Raw genomic sequence first — 15,378 nt, forward strand, 5'->3', positions numbered from 1 at the left:
GCCGCAGCCACCCGCCCCTCCGCCGTACCGGTTCCGTCGTTCCGGCTACTCCTGCTTCTTGCGCCGGCTGCCGAAGACGATCTCGTCCCAGCTCGGCACGGTGGCCCGGCGACCGGGCCGGACGCCGTCCGCCTCGGCCTGCCGGTCGGTGGTGCCGACCAGCCGTTCCCGGTGCGGTGCGACCGCGCGCGGCATCAGGATGTCCGCGTACGCCGAGCCCGCGCCGACCGCCGGGGCGGCGGCCGCGGCCGGCTCCTCCGGCTCCCCGGCCACCTCGGCGGGCACCGGCTCGACGGTCGGCGGCGCGCCGACCGCGATGTCGCCGCGGAAGGCCGGCACGACGTCCAGCAGGCTGGTGAGCGAGTCGCGCTCGGCCGTCGCCTCCCGGGACTCCCGCACCTCGCGGGCCGACATGATCCGGTCCGCCGAGGGCCGGTCGATCATCGGACGCGGCGGACGCTCCTGGGGGAGCCGGGCGATCCGCGGGATGAACGGGAAGACCGACTCCTCCTCGCGCTCGACCGTTTCGCCGATCAGCGCGCGGGCCTCGTCGTCGTTCGGCTGGACCAGCCGGCGCGGCGGGTCGTACGTCCAGGCGGCGCTCCGGCCCTCGCCGTCGGCCCGGTAGGAGAGGATGACCTCCCAGGTGCCGTCGTCGCGCCGCCAGGAGTCCCAGCGCTCGGTCTCCTTCTCCGCGCCGCGCAGCGCCAGCCGCTCGGCCACCGCCTCGCCCAGCTGCGGCCCGGGGGCCTCGCCGTGCCGGCGGATCGCGGTCTTGCGGGCCCGCTCGGCCATGAAGGCGCGCTCGGCCAGCACGGGACCCTCGAAGCGGCGGACCCGGTCGACGGAGATGCCGGCCGCCTGCGCGACCTCCTCGGCGGAGGCACCGGCTCGTATCCGCGCCTGGATGTCCCGGGGGCGGAGGTGGCTCTCGACCTCGATCTCGATCTGGCCGAGGCGCGGCCGGTCACCACGGATGGCGGCGCGCAGCCGCTCATCGATGGGAAGGGTGTACTCCGTGCTGTCGGCAGCCTTGAGCACCAGCCGTGTGCCGTCGTTGCTGACGGCCACAACCCGCAGTTCGGGCACGGTTACCTCCCGGGTGGTGCCTGCCGACGTCACCTGCGTCGCTGCTCCCGTACTGAGTGTGGCCTGCCCGCTCGCGACTGGCCACAACCTTGCTGAGTTCCCCGGCGTGTCGGGCTTACGCCCGGCCACGCCGCTGTGGCACGGTTGCCTTTTTGCCACGCCATCCGTCGACGTCGCGCCTGGGTGTCCCGGCCGTCCTCGCACGCGCAGTGAACGCGACGGTCCGGGACGGGCGTCGCCGTGCGTGCCTGCACCATGGCTCTTCGTCAGACTGCCGGTTGAGGGGCAGTCGACAAGTCGACCCAAGGCTCGGGCTTTACGAACAGTACTCCATTCGTGGCATCCAAAGGGGCGGCTCGCCGCTCAAGTCTCCCGCGATTCACGGGAATCTCAAGAGCGCCCGACCCCAATGGCCGAGGACCGGCCGGTGAACGGTGATCATCTTCACATATATCTCTCTCGGAGAACCGCATTTTCGACCCTTGTGTCCTTCTTTGGGCAAGATGGAGTGACTTGTTCGAAGGACAGTCGTACTGATCACGAGGGATGTTGATGCCGCAGGTGAAGGCCGGCCGGGACGGAGCCGAGGAAGGTCGCAGGCGAATTGATCTGAGTGTGGCTCAGGTCGCCGCCAGTGCGCTGGCCACCGTGGTGGGGGCGCTGCTCGCGTCCGAACTCGGGGTGTACGGCACCATTCTCGGCGCGGCGGTGGTCAGCATCGGAGCGACCACCGGCGGCGCGGTGTTCCAGCACGTGTTCAGACGCACCGGCGAACAGCTGCGCGGCGCCGTCGACCGGGCCGGCGGGCCGGGGCGGCGGGCCAACGGGCTCCGGCAGGAGCCCGAACCGGCGGCCGGACCCGCCGCGGTCCCGCCGCCCCCGGCGCAGTGGAGCACCCCGCGGGTGGTCCGGGCGCGGCGGCGGTGGACCTGGAAGTCGTACACGGCCGTCTCGGTGCTGGTGTTCACGCTGGCGATGGTGCCGATCCTCGCCTTCGAACTGGCGACCGGTCAGCCGGTGTCGGCGACGGTCAAGGGCGAGTCGGGCACCGGCACCTCGATCGGCGGCCGGGTCGACCGGAAACCGACCGTCCCTCCGGGTGACGCGCCGTCCTCCGGGCCGGCCTCCGTGCCCGCGCCGCCGGCCGACCGGGACGGTGGCGCGTCCGGGCGGCCGAGCCCCGAGCCGGACCGGGACGGGAAGGGCGACGGGCCGGGGGCCGGTCCCTCGGCCGGGGCCGGGACGGGAACGGGGCCCTCCGCGACGCCCACGGCGCCCCCGTCCGCCCGCCCCACCGGCGAGCCGAGCGCCCCGGCCACCCCCTCCGCGCCCGCCGGTGACGGGACCGCCCCGGCGAAGCCCACCGGCGGCGCGACCCCGAAGCCCCCGGCACCGACCACCGCCGCCGAACCCCCGGCCGCCGGCCCCGCCCGGCAGGGTGAGGGCCAGGGGCAGGGTTAGCTGCCGAGCACCCGGCGCAGGTGGTCGTTGCCGAAGAGGCGGTCCGGGTCGAGCTCGTCGCGCAGCGCGGTGAAGTCCGCGAAGCGCGGGTAGACCCCGGCGAGGTACCCGGCGTCCCGGGTGTGCAGCTTGCCCCAGTGCGGTCGGCCGCCGTGCTCGGCCATCAGCCGCTCGACCGCCGTGAAGTACCCCTGTTCGGCGCTGCCGCGGTAGAGGTGGACGGCGATGTAGGCGGTGTCCCGGCCGTGCGCGGTGGAGAGCCAGACCTCGTCGGCGGGCGCGAACCGCACCTCGACCGGGAAGCTGATCCGCCAGTCGGACCGCTCGACCATGGCCCGCAGCTCGCGCAGCACCTCACCGGCCGCCGCCCGGGGCACCGCGTACTCCATTTCGGTGAAACGCACCTTGCGGGGGCTGGTGAACACCTTGTACGCGGTGTCGGTGTAGCTGCGGTCCGACCAGGCGCGGCTCGCCAGCGCGGCGATCGCGGGCACCGAGCCGGGGAACCGGCGGCCGACCCGGCAGGCGCCCTCCCAGACGGTGTTGGAGAGGAAGTCGTCCTCCAGCCACTCCTTGAACCGGGGCAGCGGCGCGGCCGGGCCCTGGCTGCGGTTGTTCCGCTTGGTGGAGCAGCGGTCGGTGTGCGGGAACCAGTAGAACTCGAAGTGCTCGTTGACCGCGGTGAGGTCGTCCAGCCGGTCCAGCACCTCGTCGAAGCGCATCGGCTGCTCGTGCGCGGTGAGCAGGAAGGCCGGTTCGACGGCGAGGGTGAGCGCGGTGATCACGCCGACCGCGCCGAGGCCGAGCCGGGCGGCCTCGAAGAGCCGGGGGTCCTCGGTGGGGGAGCAGCGCCGGATGCCGCCGTCGGCGAGCACGATCTCCAGGCCGCGGATCTGGGCGGCGAGCGAGCCGGAGTCCCGGCCGGTGCCGTGGGTGCCGGTGCTGGTGGCGCCGGCCACGGTCTGCACCTCGATGTCACCCATGTTGGTGAGCGAGAGGCCCGCGGCGGCGAGCGTCCGGTTGAGCCGGTGCAGCGGCAGGCCGGCCTCGACGGTGATCGTGCCGTTCTCCCGGTCGAGGCCGCGGACGGCGGTCAGGGCGTGGGGCCGGACGAGCACGCCGTCCCCGGCGGAGGCGATCGCGGTGAACGAGTGGCCGGCGCCGACCGCCTTGACGGTGCGGCCCTGGACGGCGGCGCGCCGGATCTCCCTGGCCAGTTCCTCCGCGGTGCCCGGGGTCACCACCCGGGCGGGAACGGTGCTCTGGTTGCCCGCCCAGTTGGTCCAGCGGGTGCGGGTCGCGGTTCTGGCCTGGGGCATCCCGGCGCCTCCTGCTCCGTGGCCGAACGGTGTCGGCTCACCTCGTTCCCTACCCGCGGGTAGGGCCACGGGTAGGGAGGAGGGTAAGTCAGGTCACCGTTCGAGGTCCACGGTTTCGGCCGACGGCACCGCGGGCGCGTCGGCGGTGAGTCCGGTGCGGAGCCGGCCGAGCCCGGCGACCGCGGCCACCACGCCGAAGAGCCCGGCTGCCAGCGGCACCCAGTAGCCGGTGGCGGCCCCGGCGGCGTCGACCACCCAGCCGCCGGCCGAGGAGCCGACCGCGACGCCCAGCGCCAGTCCGGTCGTGGTCCAGGTCATGCCCTCGGTCAGCTGGGCGGCCGGCACCAGCCGCTCGACCAGGGCCATCGCGGTGATCAGCGTGGGGGAGATGGCGATGCCCGCGATCAGCAGCGCGCCGCCGACCGCGGCCAGGCCGCCGATGCCGTTCACCGACTCGGCGAGCAGCAGCAGCGGCACCATGCTGACGGCCATGAACACCACCCCGCCGAGGAAGCGCACGGCCATCGAGCCGGTCAGCTTCAGGGTGCCGAAGACCACGCCGGCGAGACAGGAGCCGAGCGCCCAGAGCGCCAGGATCGGACCGGAGGTGGCGCCGTGTCCCTGCGCCTTGGCGTACGCGACGGTGACCACCTCGACCGATCCGAAGATCGCCCCGGTGGCCACGAAGGTCAGGATCAGCACCTGGAGGCCCGCGTTGAGGATCACCGGGCTGCCGGCCTGCCGGGCGGCCGGATGGACCGGCGGCTCGGTGGAGCGCTGGGCGGCGAACAGGGCCACGCCCACCGCCAGGAAGACCCCGGCGAGCAGCACGCCCGCCTCCGGGAATACCGCGGTGGCCAGCGTCACGGAGAGGATCGGGCCCACGATGAAGCAGATCTCGTCGACCACCGCCTCGAACGAGTACGCGGTGTGCAGCCTGGGGCTCTCGTCCCGGTAGAGGTGCGCCCAGCGCGCCCGCACCATCGCTCCGGTGCTCGGCATCACGCCCATGCCGGCCGCGAACACGAAGAGCGTCCAGACCGGTGCCTCCAGCCGGGCGCACAGCAGCAGGCCGACGGCGGCCGCCACGGTGAGCGCGGTGGCCGGCAGGACGATCCGGCGCTGCCCGTGCCGGTCCACCAGCCGGGACACCTGAGGTCCCAGGATCGCGGCCGACACCGCCATCGTGGCCGAGACCAGGCCGGCGACGCCGAATGATCCGCGCAGTTCGGAGAGCATGGTGACGATGCCGATCCCCGTCATGGAGATCGGCAGCCGGGATATGAACCCGGTGGAGGAGAAGGCCAGAGTGCCGGGGGAGGCGAAGATCTGGCGGTAGCTGGACAGCACTGGGGCTCCGCAGGGGGGTAAGGAACGTTGCTGGTATGGACAGCTTACGAACCTTGGCAATCAGTATTTTCCGGACACCGGGCGCGGGCCCGGCACCGGCCCCTCCGTTCGCAGTGGCAGGATCGGAGCCATGTCCGACGCGCGCAACACCCCCCTCGCCGGCGCCGCTCCGTACGACGCCCTGCTGCTGCTCTCCTTCGGCGGGCCGGAGGCCCCCGAGGAGGTCGTCCCGTTCCTGGAGAACGTCACCCGGGGGCGCGGCATCCCCAGGGAACGGCTCCGGGAGGTCGGCAGGCACTACTTCCTGTTCGGTGGCGTCAGCCCGATCAACGAGCAGAACCGCGAGCTGCTGGCCGCCCTGCGCAAGGACTTCGCGGAGCACGGCCTCGGCCTGCCGGTGTACTGGGGCAACCGGAACTGGGCGCCCTACCTGGTCGACACCCTGCGCGACATGGCCGCCGACGGCCACCGCCGGATCGCCGTCCTCGCCACCAGCGCCTACGCCGGGTACTCCGGCTGCCGCCAGTACCGGGAGAACCTCGCCGACGCGCTGGCCACCCTGGCCGCCGAGGGCCTGCCCGAGCTGCGGGTCGACAAGCTGCGCCACTTCCACAACCACCCCGGCTTCGTCGAGCCGATGATCGACGCCACCGTGGCCGCGCTGGGACGGCTGCCCGAGGAGGTCCGGGCCGGTGCCCGGCTGGCCTTCACCACCCATTCCATCCCGGACGGCATGGCCGAGACCTCCGGAGCCCCGGACGACCCGGCCCGCGGCCGCCCCGGCGGCGCCTACGTCGCCCAGCACCTGGAGGTGGCCCGGCTGGTCGCCGGGGCCGTCGCCGAGCGCACCGGCGTCGACGACCGGCCGTGGGAGCTGGTCTTCCAGAGCCGCAGCGGCGCTCCGCACGTCCCCTGGCTGGAACCCGACATCTGCGACCACCTGGAGGCCCAGCACGCCGACGGCGCCCCGGCCGTGGTGATGGTCCCGATCGGCTTCGTCTCCGACCACATGGAGGTCAAGTACGACCTGGACACCGAGGCGGCGGCCAGGGCTGCCGAACTCGGTCTGCCGGTCGCCCGGGCCGCCACCGTCGGCGCCGACCCCCGGTTCACCGCCGCCGTGCGCGAGCTCGTGCTGGAGCGGGCCGCCGTCGAGCGGGGCGAGCCGGTGACCCGCTGCGCCCTCGGCACGCTCGGCCCCGGTCACGACGTCTGTGCGGTGGCCTGCTGCCCCAACCCGCGCGCCCCGCGCCCGGCCGCCGCCGAGCGCTGAACCCCGCTTCCGTTCCCGTTCCGTTCCCCGGAGGAGAACCCGTGTCCAGCCCCGCCGTGCACAGCCCCGCCGCGCCCGATCCCGCCCTGCTCGACGAGCTGCTCGACGTGGCCCTGGACGCCGCCCGCCGGGCCGGGGCCCTGCTGCTCGACGGCCGGCCCGCCGACCTCGGCGTGGCCGGCACCAAGAGCAGCCCGGTCGACGTGGTCACCGAGATGGACCTCGCCTCCGAGAAGCTCGTCCTGGAGCTGATCACCGGGCGCCGGCCCGAGGACGGCTACCTGGGCGAGGAGGGCGCCGAGCGGCCCGGGACCAGCGGCGTGCGCTGGGTCGTCGACCCGCTCGACGGCACCGTCAACTACCTCTACGGCCTGCCGTCCTGGGCGGTCAGCGTGGCGGCCGAGCTGGACGGGCGCGCGGTGGTCGGTGTCGTGTACGCCCCGGCGCGCGGAGAGCTGTTCCACGCCGTCCTCGGCCGCGGGGCCGAGCGGGACGGCCTGCCGCTCTCGGCCCGCCCGGCGCCGCCCTGGGGCCAGGCACTGATCGGCACCGGCTTCGCCTACGTCCGCGAGGTCCGGGTCCGGCAGGCCGAGGTGGTGCTGGGCCTGATGCCCGAGGTGCGCGACATCCGCCGGGCCGGCGCCGCCGCCGTGGACCTCTGCGACGTCGCGGCCGGCCGGCTGGACGGCTACTACGAGCGCGGGCTGGCCCCCTGGGACCGGGCGGCCGGCTGCCTGATCGCGGCGGAGGCGGGCGCCCTGGTCGGCGGCCGTCCCGGTGCGGGGCCGGACGGCGCGCTCACCGTGGCCGCCGCCCCCGGCGTCTACGAGCCGCTCCAGGAACGGCTGGCCGCGCTGCGCGCCTGGGAGGACTGAGAGCCGCGCCGGGCCCGCCCGCGCCACGGCGGGCGGGCCCGTGGCGCTCGGTGCCGGAACGCACGAGTCCGGGTCCGTGCCCCCGGAACGCGGCACCCCGGTTCCTCCGGACGACGCGTTCCGGGCATGCGAAGAGCCCTGGCACACGGGGGATGCCAGGGCCTGGGATTTCGCACGGCCCCCGCAGGGCCGCTGGTGCCGGAGGTCCGGCGACGGGTCGGTGGAGGGTCAGGCGGCGGTGCGGTGGCGCTCCAGCACCGTGTCCACGCCGTGCTCGGCGGCGAGACGGCGCAGATCGTCCAGCTCGGACTGTTCCACCTCGGCGAGGAACTCGTCCCCGGCCTCGATCGCGCGGTGCAGGTCCTGCTCGGCATTGGCGATGCGCTGCAGGATTCCGGCGGTGAAGGCGTCCATACGGGCCCCCTTACTGTGTCGGACGTGCACGGTCGTGCGCCCCCCGCCCCGGGGCGACGGTGGCCAGCGGAAGCGTCCGATCCGGGCGGTGAAGAGCTCCGGTCGGGCGCGGAGACGGCCTTGGGCCGCTCCCGGTGACGCCCCAGCCCCAGGGCCGGCGCGGATGAACGCACGGCGGGTGGGTGCGATCGGCTCAGAAACCGGATCGCGGGTGTGCAGCTGTCCTCCCCGCCCCCGGGGCCGGGAAACCTCCCGGCGGAAGAAAGTTGCCCGCGTCACAGTCCAACCGGACTGTTCCCGGCACGAACCCCCGGGCCGGTGCGCCCGGCGCCGCCGCGGGCGGCCGGGCCCCCGGGGCAGCTTATCGCTGCTTTACCGCAGGACCAGGCAGGATGGAGGAACCGTCGGAGCCGTGCGTCCGCTTCCGGGGCCGGCCTGGAGAAGGGACAACAACCGTGCGGGTTCTCGTCGTCGAGGACGAGCAGCTGCTCGCCGAGGCCGTCGCCACCGGTCTGCGCCGCGAAGCGATGGCCGTCGACGTGGTCTACGACGGGGAGGCCGCGCTCCAGCGCATCGCGGTCAACGACTACGACGTGGTCGTGCTCGACCGCGACCTTCCGCTCGTCCACGGCGACGACGTCTGCCGCAGCGTCGTGGACCAGGGCCTGGCCACCCGGGTGATCATGCTGACCGCCTCCGGCGACATCAGCGACCGGGTCGAGGGCCTGGAGATCGGTGCGGACGACTACCTTCCGAAGCCGTTCGCCTTCAGCGAACTCGTCGCCCGGGTCCGCGCCCTGGGCCGCCGCGCGACCGTCCCGCTGCCCCCCGTCCTCGAACGGGCCGGCATCTCGCTCGACCCCGGCCGCCGCGAGGTCATCCGCGACGGCCGTCCCGTCCAGCTCGCCCCCAAGGAGTTCGCCGTCCTGGAGGTGCTGATGCGGGCCGGCGGCGCCGTCGTCTCCGCCGAGCAGCTGCTGGAGAAGGCCTGGGACGAGCACACCGACCCGTTCACCAACGTCGTCCGCGTCACCGTGATGACGCTGCGCCGCAAGCTCGGCGACCCGCCCGTGATCGTCACCGTCCCGGGTTCCGGCTACCGGATCTGACCGGACCCCGGGATCCCACCGGCGCCGCCACCGGCCGTCCGGATCCCGGCCCCCACCACGCGCCCGCCGCGGCGGACGCCCCGAGAGGACCATCATGACCACCCCGCCCCCGGCCGGCGGGCCCTCCGGCGCGCCCTCCGGCGGGCGCGCCGTGCCCGACCGGCCCGTGCCGCCCAAGCCGGCCCACCCGCCGCGCGCCCCCCGGCTGCACCACCCCTCGCACGACACCTACGTGCCCGGCGACGGCATGCTCGCCTGGCTGCCGTTCCGACCCACCATCCGGATCCGGCTCACCCTGCTCTACGGCGGGATGTTCCTGATGGCCGGCGTGGTGCTGCTGCTGCTGATGTACGTCTTCGTCCGGCAGGCCCTCCAGGACGTCGCGCCGCCGCCCTTCGACTTCGGCCCGAGCGGGGCCCGGGTGAACGGCGCCTGGATGAGCACCGAGCAGTTCAACCAGTACCTGACCGACAGCCACAACGCGAAGTCGAACGGGGCCCTGAACACCCTGCTCCGCAAGTCGCTCACGATGCTGGTCTTCCTCGCCGTGATCGCCTTCGCGGCCGGCTACGCGATGGCGGGCCGGGTGCTGCGCCCGCTCGGCCGGATCACCCGCACCGCCCGCGAGGTGGCCTCCTCGGACCTCCACCGGCGGATCGAGCTGGACGGCCCCGACGACGAGCTCAAGGAGCTCGCCGACACCTTCGACGACATGCTGGAGCGCCTCGACCGGTCCTTCGACTCCCAGCGCCGGTTCGTCGCCAACGCCTCGCACGAGCTGCGCACCCCGCTGGCGATCAACCGCACCCTGCTGGAGGTCCAGCTCTCCGACCCGCAGGCCTCGCCGGACCTCCAGCAGCTCGGCAAGACCCTGCTGGCCACCAACGAGCGCAGCGAGCAGCTGGTCGAGGGCCTGCTGCTGCTCGCCCGCAGCGACAACGAGCTGACCGACCGCCGCCCGGTGGAGTTCTCCGAGGTGGCCACCCGGGCCCTGGAACAGACCCGGGCGGAGGCGACCAGGCGCGAGGTGGACCTGCGCGCCTCGCTGCACCCGGCGCCGGTCTCCGGCAACGGCGTCCTGCTGGAGCGGATCGCGCTCAACCTGCTGCAGAACGCCGTCCGCTACAACGTCCCGGACGGCTGGGTCGAGATCACCACGGCCCCGGTGCCCGGCGGCGGCGAGCTGGTGGTCTCCAACACCGGCCCGGTGGTGCCCGGCTACGAGCTGGAGCACATCTTCGAGCCCTTCCGCCGGGTCAAGGGCGCCGACCGGACCCGCAGCGACAAGGGGGTCGGGCTCGGCCTCTCGATCGTCCGCTCGGTGGTCCGGGCGCACAACGGCACCATCGAGGCCACACCACGAGCCGGGGGAGGCCTCACGATGCGCGTGCGCATCCCGGGCGCGTAGCCGGAGCCCCGAGCACGCCGGGCGGCCCCGAGAGCCGTGGCGACCCCGCCACGGCCCTTCTCGGGGCCGCTGCGCCGTCCGGGTGAGCCAAGTCCGTGCGCCGACCATTCCCAGCCGCCCCCGCCAGGCCTGTCAAGACGACATAAGCCCTGGCCGGGGCGGCTTGTCTTTTCCGGCCCGAGCAACTTACGGTGTCGTAACCTACGCGACCGTAAGTGCGGTCCGTACGGACTCCGGCGTACCCGTTCAACGCGCCCGTCCCGCGCGTGCCCGTCCCCCAGGAGCCAGACCCGTGACCATCGCCCCCGTGCAGCGCAGCACCTCGCTCGGTTCGAGCGCCTGGACCGACGCGCGGCTGATCCTGGCCCTGGAAGAGGTCGTCGAGAAGGAGCTCAACCGGCACCTCAAGGTCGCCAAGGAGTGGATGCCCCACGAGTTCGTGCCGTGGAGCCGGGGCCGCGACTTCGACGGCGTGCTCGGCGGCGAGGCCTGGCAGTCCGCCGACTCCAAGGTGACCCCGCTCGGCCGCGTCTCGCTCGTGGTCAACCTGCTCACCGAGGACAACCTCCCGAGCTACCACCACGAGATCGCGACCATGTTCGGCCGCGAGGGCGCCTGGGGGGCCTGGGTGCACCGCTGGACCGCGGAGGAGGGCCGGCACGGGATAGCCATCCGCGACTACCTGCTCACCACCCGGGCCGTCGACCCGGTGGAGCTGGAGCGGGCCCGGATGGCCCACATGTCGGAGGGCTTCGAGTCCGACAACGCGCACAGCATGCTGCAGTCGGTCGCCTACGTGGCCTTCCAGGAGCTGGCCACCCGGATCTCGCACCGCAACACCGGTCACTTCGCCGGCTGCGAGCTCGCCGACCAGCTCCTGGCGAAGATCGCCAACGACGAGAACCTGCACATGATCTTCTACCGGAACCTGCTGAAGGCCGCCCTGGAGATCGCCCCCGACCAGGCCATGCGCGCCATCGCCGACGTGGTGACCGACTTCCGGATGCCCGGCCACGGGATCCCCGGCTTCGAGCGGGCCGCCGCCCAGATCGCCCTCGGCGGCGTCTACAACCTGCGCATCCACCACGACGACGTGCTGCAGCCGGTGCTGCGCCACCTCAAGGTGATGGACGTCCAGGGTCTCGGGCCGGAGGGCGCGCGCGCCCAGCAGGAGCTCGGCGTCTTCCTCGAAGGGCTGGACGCCCAGGCGGCCAAGTTCGAGGAGCGGCAGGCGGCCCTGCTGGCCCGCCGCGCGGCCCGGAAGCAGGCGTAGCCGCGGGCGCCGCCGCGGTGTCGTGGCGGCGTAGTGGCTTGGGCGGATTTTCCACGGTTTGCCCAGGGCGGGCTCGAACGTGACCAAGCTCACACCGTGTCGCTGCACGCTTCGGGCCGACCCCGGAGAGTGATCATGCCCCCGACCCCTCCGATCGCCGTCCGTGAGCAGGTAGGCGATCGGGGGTGGATCGGAGGATTGGCTCCCCGCCCAGGTGGGCAAGGGAATTGGCGAGTGCGTTGAGGGCCCTTGGTCACGCAGCGTGTCTGCCGGGCGGTCGTGCGAAGGCCGTCGCGATGGCCCTGCGTGAGGCCCCGAACGCCCGAGTGGATCACCCCAACGGACCCCCGGCTGAGTGTCGATTGAGTAACGGGGCTTGAAGTAAGGCAAAATCTCCGCCTCGGGTCGGGCACAAGACCGACCCCCCATGCGTTACGTGCGCTGGAGATACCGCACACACCGCACAACCCGGAGGGGGAGAGCGAAATATGGCTACCGACTACGACACCCCACGCAAGACCGATGACGAGCTCAACGAGGACAGCATCGAGGAGCTCAAGGCCCGCAGGAACGACAAGGGCGGCAGCTCGGTCGACGTCGACGAGTTCGAGGCCGCCGAGGGCATGGAGCTCCCCGGCGCGGACCTCTCGAACGAGGAGCTCTCCGTCCGGGTGCTGCCGCGGCAGGCCGACGAGTTCACCTGCATGAGCTGCTTCCTGGTCCACCACCGCAGCCAGCTGTACAGCGAGAAGAACGGCAACCCGATCTGCCGGGACTGCGGCGCCTGAGGACCAGGGCGGTCATGACTCGGGCCTCGCGGTGTCCGCGAGACCGGTGCGTCGCCCCTTCCGGCCCCGGGCAGCGGGGCCGGACGGCAGCTCCGGCGTCCGTCACGACGGACGCACCAGTCATACGTCGGATGGAGAGGCGTCTCCCGGAGACGCGGAGGGACGGTACCGCACAGGCGGTACCGTCCCTCTCCATTTGCTGTTCCGGTGGTCCTCCGGCCCGCCGGTCACCGCCGGGCCGGTCCCTCTCAGGCGCGGGCGCCGCGGCGGGCCTCGTCCAGGGCCTCCGCGAGCTTCATCGGCGAGCGGGTCGACAGATAGAGGTACGGCGTCGGGTCCGTCGGGTCGCTCACCTCGACCCGCAGCGCCGTCGGCACGTAGCTGCGCAGCAGCATGAAGGCGCGCGGGTCGGCCTTGGGGCCGCGCCAGGCGGCGGCCTCGGCCGGGCCGAGCGCGTGCGCGGCGCCGAGGGCGTCCACCGGGATCCGGGCCTGGCCCGCCACCAGGGAACCCTGGACCACCCGGATCCGGGCCGAGCCGTAACTGCTGATCGCGGCCGCCCCGGCGGCGATCCCGACCACCAGCCCGGCCAGCGCGCCCACCGCGCTGACGCGCAGCAGGATCAGGGCGAGGGTCAGGCCGATCACGACCGGGAACAGCCACCAGGAGCGCGGCGCGGTGAGGCGTTCGTCGTACATGCCCTCCATTGTGGGCGCCGTTACGCCGGCTACCGGACGCAACCCCCGCCCCCGGGCCCGCTACCGCTCGGTAGGGTGGGGCGCCGTGACCGGTTCGACTGCCCCCATCCCGCCCCTGACCCCCACCACGCCGCCGCCGGAGGCCGTCCTCCCGCCGCGCGCCCCCGAGGCCCCCGCTCCCGGCACCAGCCTGGGCTCCCACTACGAGCACTGCTTCGGCTGCGGCCCGCGGCACCCGTCCGGCCTGCGGATCGACGCGGTCGCCGGCGAGGGCCTGGAGGTCACCGCCGAGTTCACCGTCCGGGCGGAGCACCAGGGCGGTCCGGGCCTGGCCCACGGCGGCCTGCTGGCCACGGCCGTGGACGAGACCCTGGGCACGCTCAACTGGCTGCTGCACGTCCCCGCCGTCACCGGCCGGCTGGAGACCGACTTCCTCCGCCCGGTGCCGGTCGACTCCACCCTCCACCTGCGCGCCCGGATCACCGGTGTGCACGGGCGGAAGGTCTACAGCGCGGCCGAGGCCCGGATCGGCGGACCGGACGGACCGGTCGCGCTGCGCGCACAGGCACTGTTCGTCCAGGTGAAGCTGGAACACTTCACCAAGCACGGTCGTCCCGAGGACGTCGAGAAGGTGCTCGACGGCCCCGACCTGATGCAGCGAGCCCGAACCTTTGAGGTGAACCCTTGAGCAGCACCCCCCGCGAGCCCGTCGACGTCCTGATCCGGCGGATCGACCCCGAGCTCCCGCTGCCCGCCTACGCGCAGCCCGGCGACGCCGGCGCCGACCTGAGGACGACGGTCGACGCCGAGCTGGCCCCCGGCGAGCGGGCCGTCCTTCCCACCGGCATCGCCGTCGCGTTGCCCGACGGCTACGCCGCGTTCGTCCACCCCCGGTCCGGACTCGCAGCTCGTTGCGGCGTTGCTCTGGTGAACGCCCCAGGGACGGTCGATGCCGGGTACCGTGGAGAGATCAAGGTGATCGTCGTCAATCTGGACCCGCGCGAGGGTGTGAGCTTCCGCCGAGGGGACCGGATCGCCCAGCTGGTCATCCAGCAGGTCGAGAAGGCCCGCTTCCACGAGGTGGCGGAGCTGCCGGGGTCGGCACGCGCCGAGGGCGGGTTCGGGTCGACCGGCGGCCACGCCGCGGTCTAGGCTGCCCGCGGCCTCGCAGGAAGCCGAGCAGGTATTCGCATCGGTCTTGGACCGGGAAGGACAGTGACCGTGTTCCGTCGTCGCCAGAAGAGCGAGGACGCTGTCGAGCAGCTCGCCGACGACGCCATCAGCGCCGACGAGACGGCCGATGACGTCGAAGGTTCCGCCGAGAGCGAGAACGTGACCGAGCTGGACCCGGCGGACCGGGTCGGCCTGCCGCCGGCCCCGCGTCCGGACGGGCCGTGGGACTCCTCCGAGCTGGAGAACCCCGAGGAGGGCCGTGTGGACCTCGGGGGTCTGCTGGTCCCCGGTGTCGAGGGCATGGAGCTCCGGGTGGAGGTGGCGGGCGACGCGATCGTGGCCGCCACGCTGGTCCTCGGGAACAGCGCCATCCAGCTGCAGGCCTTCGCGGCCCCCAAGTCGGAGGGCATCTGGGGCGAGGTCCGAGAGGAGATCGCCGGTGGCATCACCTCTCAGGGGGGCGTCGTCGAGGAGGAGGAGGGCCCGCTGGGCTGGCACCTCCGCGCCCAGGTCCCGGTGCAGCTGCCGGACGGCACGCAGGGCGTGCAGCTGGTGCGCTTCGTCGGCTGCGACGGTCCGCGCTGGTTCCTCCGCGGCGTGATCTCCGGCCAGGCCGCCGTCCAGCCCGAGGTGGGCGGGATCCTGGAGCAGGTCTTCCGGCAGACGGTCGTCGTCCGCGGTGAGACCCCGATGGCGCCGCGCGACCCGATCGTGCTGAAGCTCCCCGAGGACGCGCAGATGGTCGCCGACGGCGGCGGCGCCGTCGCGGCCGCCGGCGAGGGCGACAACCGCTTCGGCGGCACCTCGCTGGACCCGTTCGCCCGTGGCCCGGAGATCACCGAGGTCCGCTGACCACGGCTTGAGCAGGCCGATCGCCCCTGCCCGGATCACCGGGCCGGGGCGATTTGCATGTGGCGGCCCCGTCCCCGTACAGTTCCGGAGTCGCCGCGGGAGAGCGGGGACAAGCGGAAAGCGAAGTCGGTTGAATGAAACTCCGGAAAACGGGGCGGAAAACATCTGATAAGCTGGAAACACGGAAGAACGAAGCGCCCAGAGGGCCGGTGTGAAAGCCGCCTGAAGGAAGTGTCCGTTCCTTGAGAACTCAACAGCGTGCCAAAAGTCAACGCCAGATATGTTGACATCCCCGG

General features: G+C 73.4%; 15 protein-coding genes. 10 read left to right on the plus strand and 5 right to left on the minus strand.

Annotated features, from left to right (window positions below; translation table 11 throughout):
• Positions 1–45: 45 nt before the first annotated feature.
• The gene (sepH, locus tag ACFCX4_RS25510) at positions 46–1,122 is read right to left on the minus strand and encodes a septation protein SepH (RefSeq protein ID WP_376146665.1); all 1,077 of its coding nucleotides are present in this window, start codon (positions 1,120–1,122) and stop codon (positions 46–48) included.
• 582 nt (positions 1,123–1,704) lie between these two features.
• On the opposite strand from sepH, the gene ACFCX4_RS25515 reads away from it, so the two are divergent.
• Entirely contained in the window at positions 1,705–2,550 is an 846-nt protein-coding gene (locus ACFCX4_RS25515; protein WP_376146668.1) for a hypothetical protein, read from the plus strand.
• Here ACFCX4_RS25515 and ACFCX4_RS25520 read toward each other — a convergent pair.
• Together ACFCX4_RS25520 and ACFCX4_RS25525 are read right to left on the minus strand one after the other, a co-directional pair.
• The gene (locus tag ACFCX4_RS25520) at positions 2,547–3,869 is read right to left on the minus strand and encodes a D-arabinono-1,4-lactone oxidase (protein ID WP_376146671.1); all 1,323 of its coding nucleotides are present in this window, start codon (positions 3,867–3,869) and stop codon (positions 2,547–2,549) included. The two genes, ACFCX4_RS25515 and ACFCX4_RS25520, sit on opposite strands and share 4 nt — an antisense overlap.
• A gap of 93 nt (positions 3,870–3,962) precedes the next feature.
• Positions 3,963–5,219, minus strand: a complete 1,257-nt coding sequence (locus ACFCX4_RS25525) for an MFS transporter (protein WP_376146674.1) — start codon at positions 5,217–5,219, stop codon at positions 3,963–3,965.
• Positions 5,220–5,349: 130 nt separating this feature from the next.
• Between ACFCX4_RS25525 and ACFCX4_RS25530 the strand changes: the two genes are divergently transcribed.
• Positions 5,350–6,492, plus strand: coding sequence for a ferrochelatase (locus tag ACFCX4_RS25530; protein ID WP_376146677.1), 1,143 nt, complete (start codon positions 5,350–5,352; stop codon positions 6,490–6,492).
• 41 nt (positions 6,493–6,533) lie between these two features.
• Positions 6,534–7,367: an inositol monophosphatase family protein gene (locus ACFCX4_RS25535; protein ID WP_376146680.1), complete on the plus strand. Its 834-nt coding sequence runs from the start codon at positions 6,534–6,536 to the stop codon at positions 7,365–7,367.
• Between the two features lie 228 nt (positions 7,368–7,595).
• Here ACFCX4_RS25535 and ACFCX4_RS25540 read toward each other — a convergent pair whose 3' ends face one another.
• Positions 7,596–7,781: a hypothetical protein gene (locus ACFCX4_RS25540; RefSeq protein WP_030301315.1), complete on the minus strand. Its 186-nt coding sequence runs from the start codon at positions 7,779–7,781 to the stop codon at positions 7,596–7,598.
• 455 nt (positions 7,782–8,236) lie between these two features.
• Here ACFCX4_RS25540 and ACFCX4_RS25545 point away from each other — a divergent pair, with 455 nt between their 5' ends.
• The 4 genes from ACFCX4_RS25545 (at position 8,237) to ACFCX4_RS25560 (ending at position 12,359) form a co-directional block, all read left to right on the plus strand.
• Positions 8,237–8,890 carry a response regulator transcription factor gene (locus tag ACFCX4_RS25545; protein WP_148642660.1) on the plus strand — a complete coding sequence of 218 codons (654 nt, stop codon included), beginning with the start codon at positions 8,237–8,239 and terminating at the stop codon, positions 8,888–8,890.
• 94 nt (positions 8,891–8,984) lie between these two features.
• Positions 8,985–10,298: a sensor histidine kinase gene (locus ACFCX4_RS25550; protein WP_376146683.1), complete on the plus strand. Its 1,314-nt coding sequence runs from the start codon at positions 8,985–8,987 to the stop codon at positions 10,296–10,298.
• 292 nt (positions 10,299–10,590) lie between these two features.
• On the plus strand, positions 10,591–11,571 hold the full coding sequence (locus tag ACFCX4_RS25555) for an acyl-ACP desaturase (RefSeq protein WP_376146686.1): 981 nt from the start codon (positions 10,591–10,593) through the stop codon (positions 11,569–11,571).
• Between the two features lie 488 nt (positions 11,572–12,059).
• On the plus strand, positions 12,060–12,359 hold the full coding sequence (locus ACFCX4_RS25560) for a DUF4193 domain-containing protein (protein WP_327681335.1): 300 nt from the start codon (positions 12,060–12,062) through the stop codon (positions 12,357–12,359).
• Between the two features lie 248 nt (positions 12,360–12,607).
• On the opposite strand, the gene ACFCX4_RS25565 is transcribed toward ACFCX4_RS25560, so the two are convergent.
• The gene (locus ACFCX4_RS25565; protein WP_376146688.1) at positions 12,608–13,057 is read right to left on the minus strand and encodes a DUF3093 domain-containing protein; all 450 of its coding nucleotides are present in this window, start codon (positions 13,055–13,057) and stop codon (positions 12,608–12,610) included.
• An 85-nt stretch (positions 13,058–13,142) separates the two neighbouring features.
• On the opposite strand from ACFCX4_RS25565, the gene ACFCX4_RS25570 reads away from it, so the two are divergent.
• From ACFCX4_RS25570 to ACFCX4_RS25580, 3 genes are all read left to right on the plus strand, one after another.
• Complete coding sequence (locus ACFCX4_RS25570; RefSeq protein WP_376146691.1) at positions 13,143–13,745, plus strand: PaaI family thioesterase; 603 nt, start codon at positions 13,143–13,145, stop codon at positions 13,743–13,745.
• The gene (dut, locus tag ACFCX4_RS25575; RefSeq protein WP_376146694.1) at positions 13,742–14,209 is read left to right on the plus strand and encodes a dUTP diphosphatase; all 468 of its coding nucleotides are present in this window, start codon (positions 13,742–13,744) and stop codon (positions 14,207–14,209) included. Before ACFCX4_RS25570 ends, dut begins: the two co-directional genes overlap by 4 nt.
• A 63-nt stretch (positions 14,210–14,272) precedes the next feature.
• Positions 14,273–15,082, plus strand: coding sequence for a DUF3710 domain-containing protein (locus tag ACFCX4_RS25580; RefSeq protein ID WP_376146697.1), 810 nt, complete (start codon positions 14,273–14,275; stop codon positions 15,080–15,082).
• Positions 15,083–15,378 lie beyond the last annotated feature (296 nt).

Source organism: Kitasatospora sp. NPDC056327, from assembly GCF_042261735.1.
Classification (GTDB): Bacteria; Actinomycetota; Actinomycetes; order Streptomycetales; family Streptomycetaceae; genus Kitasatospora.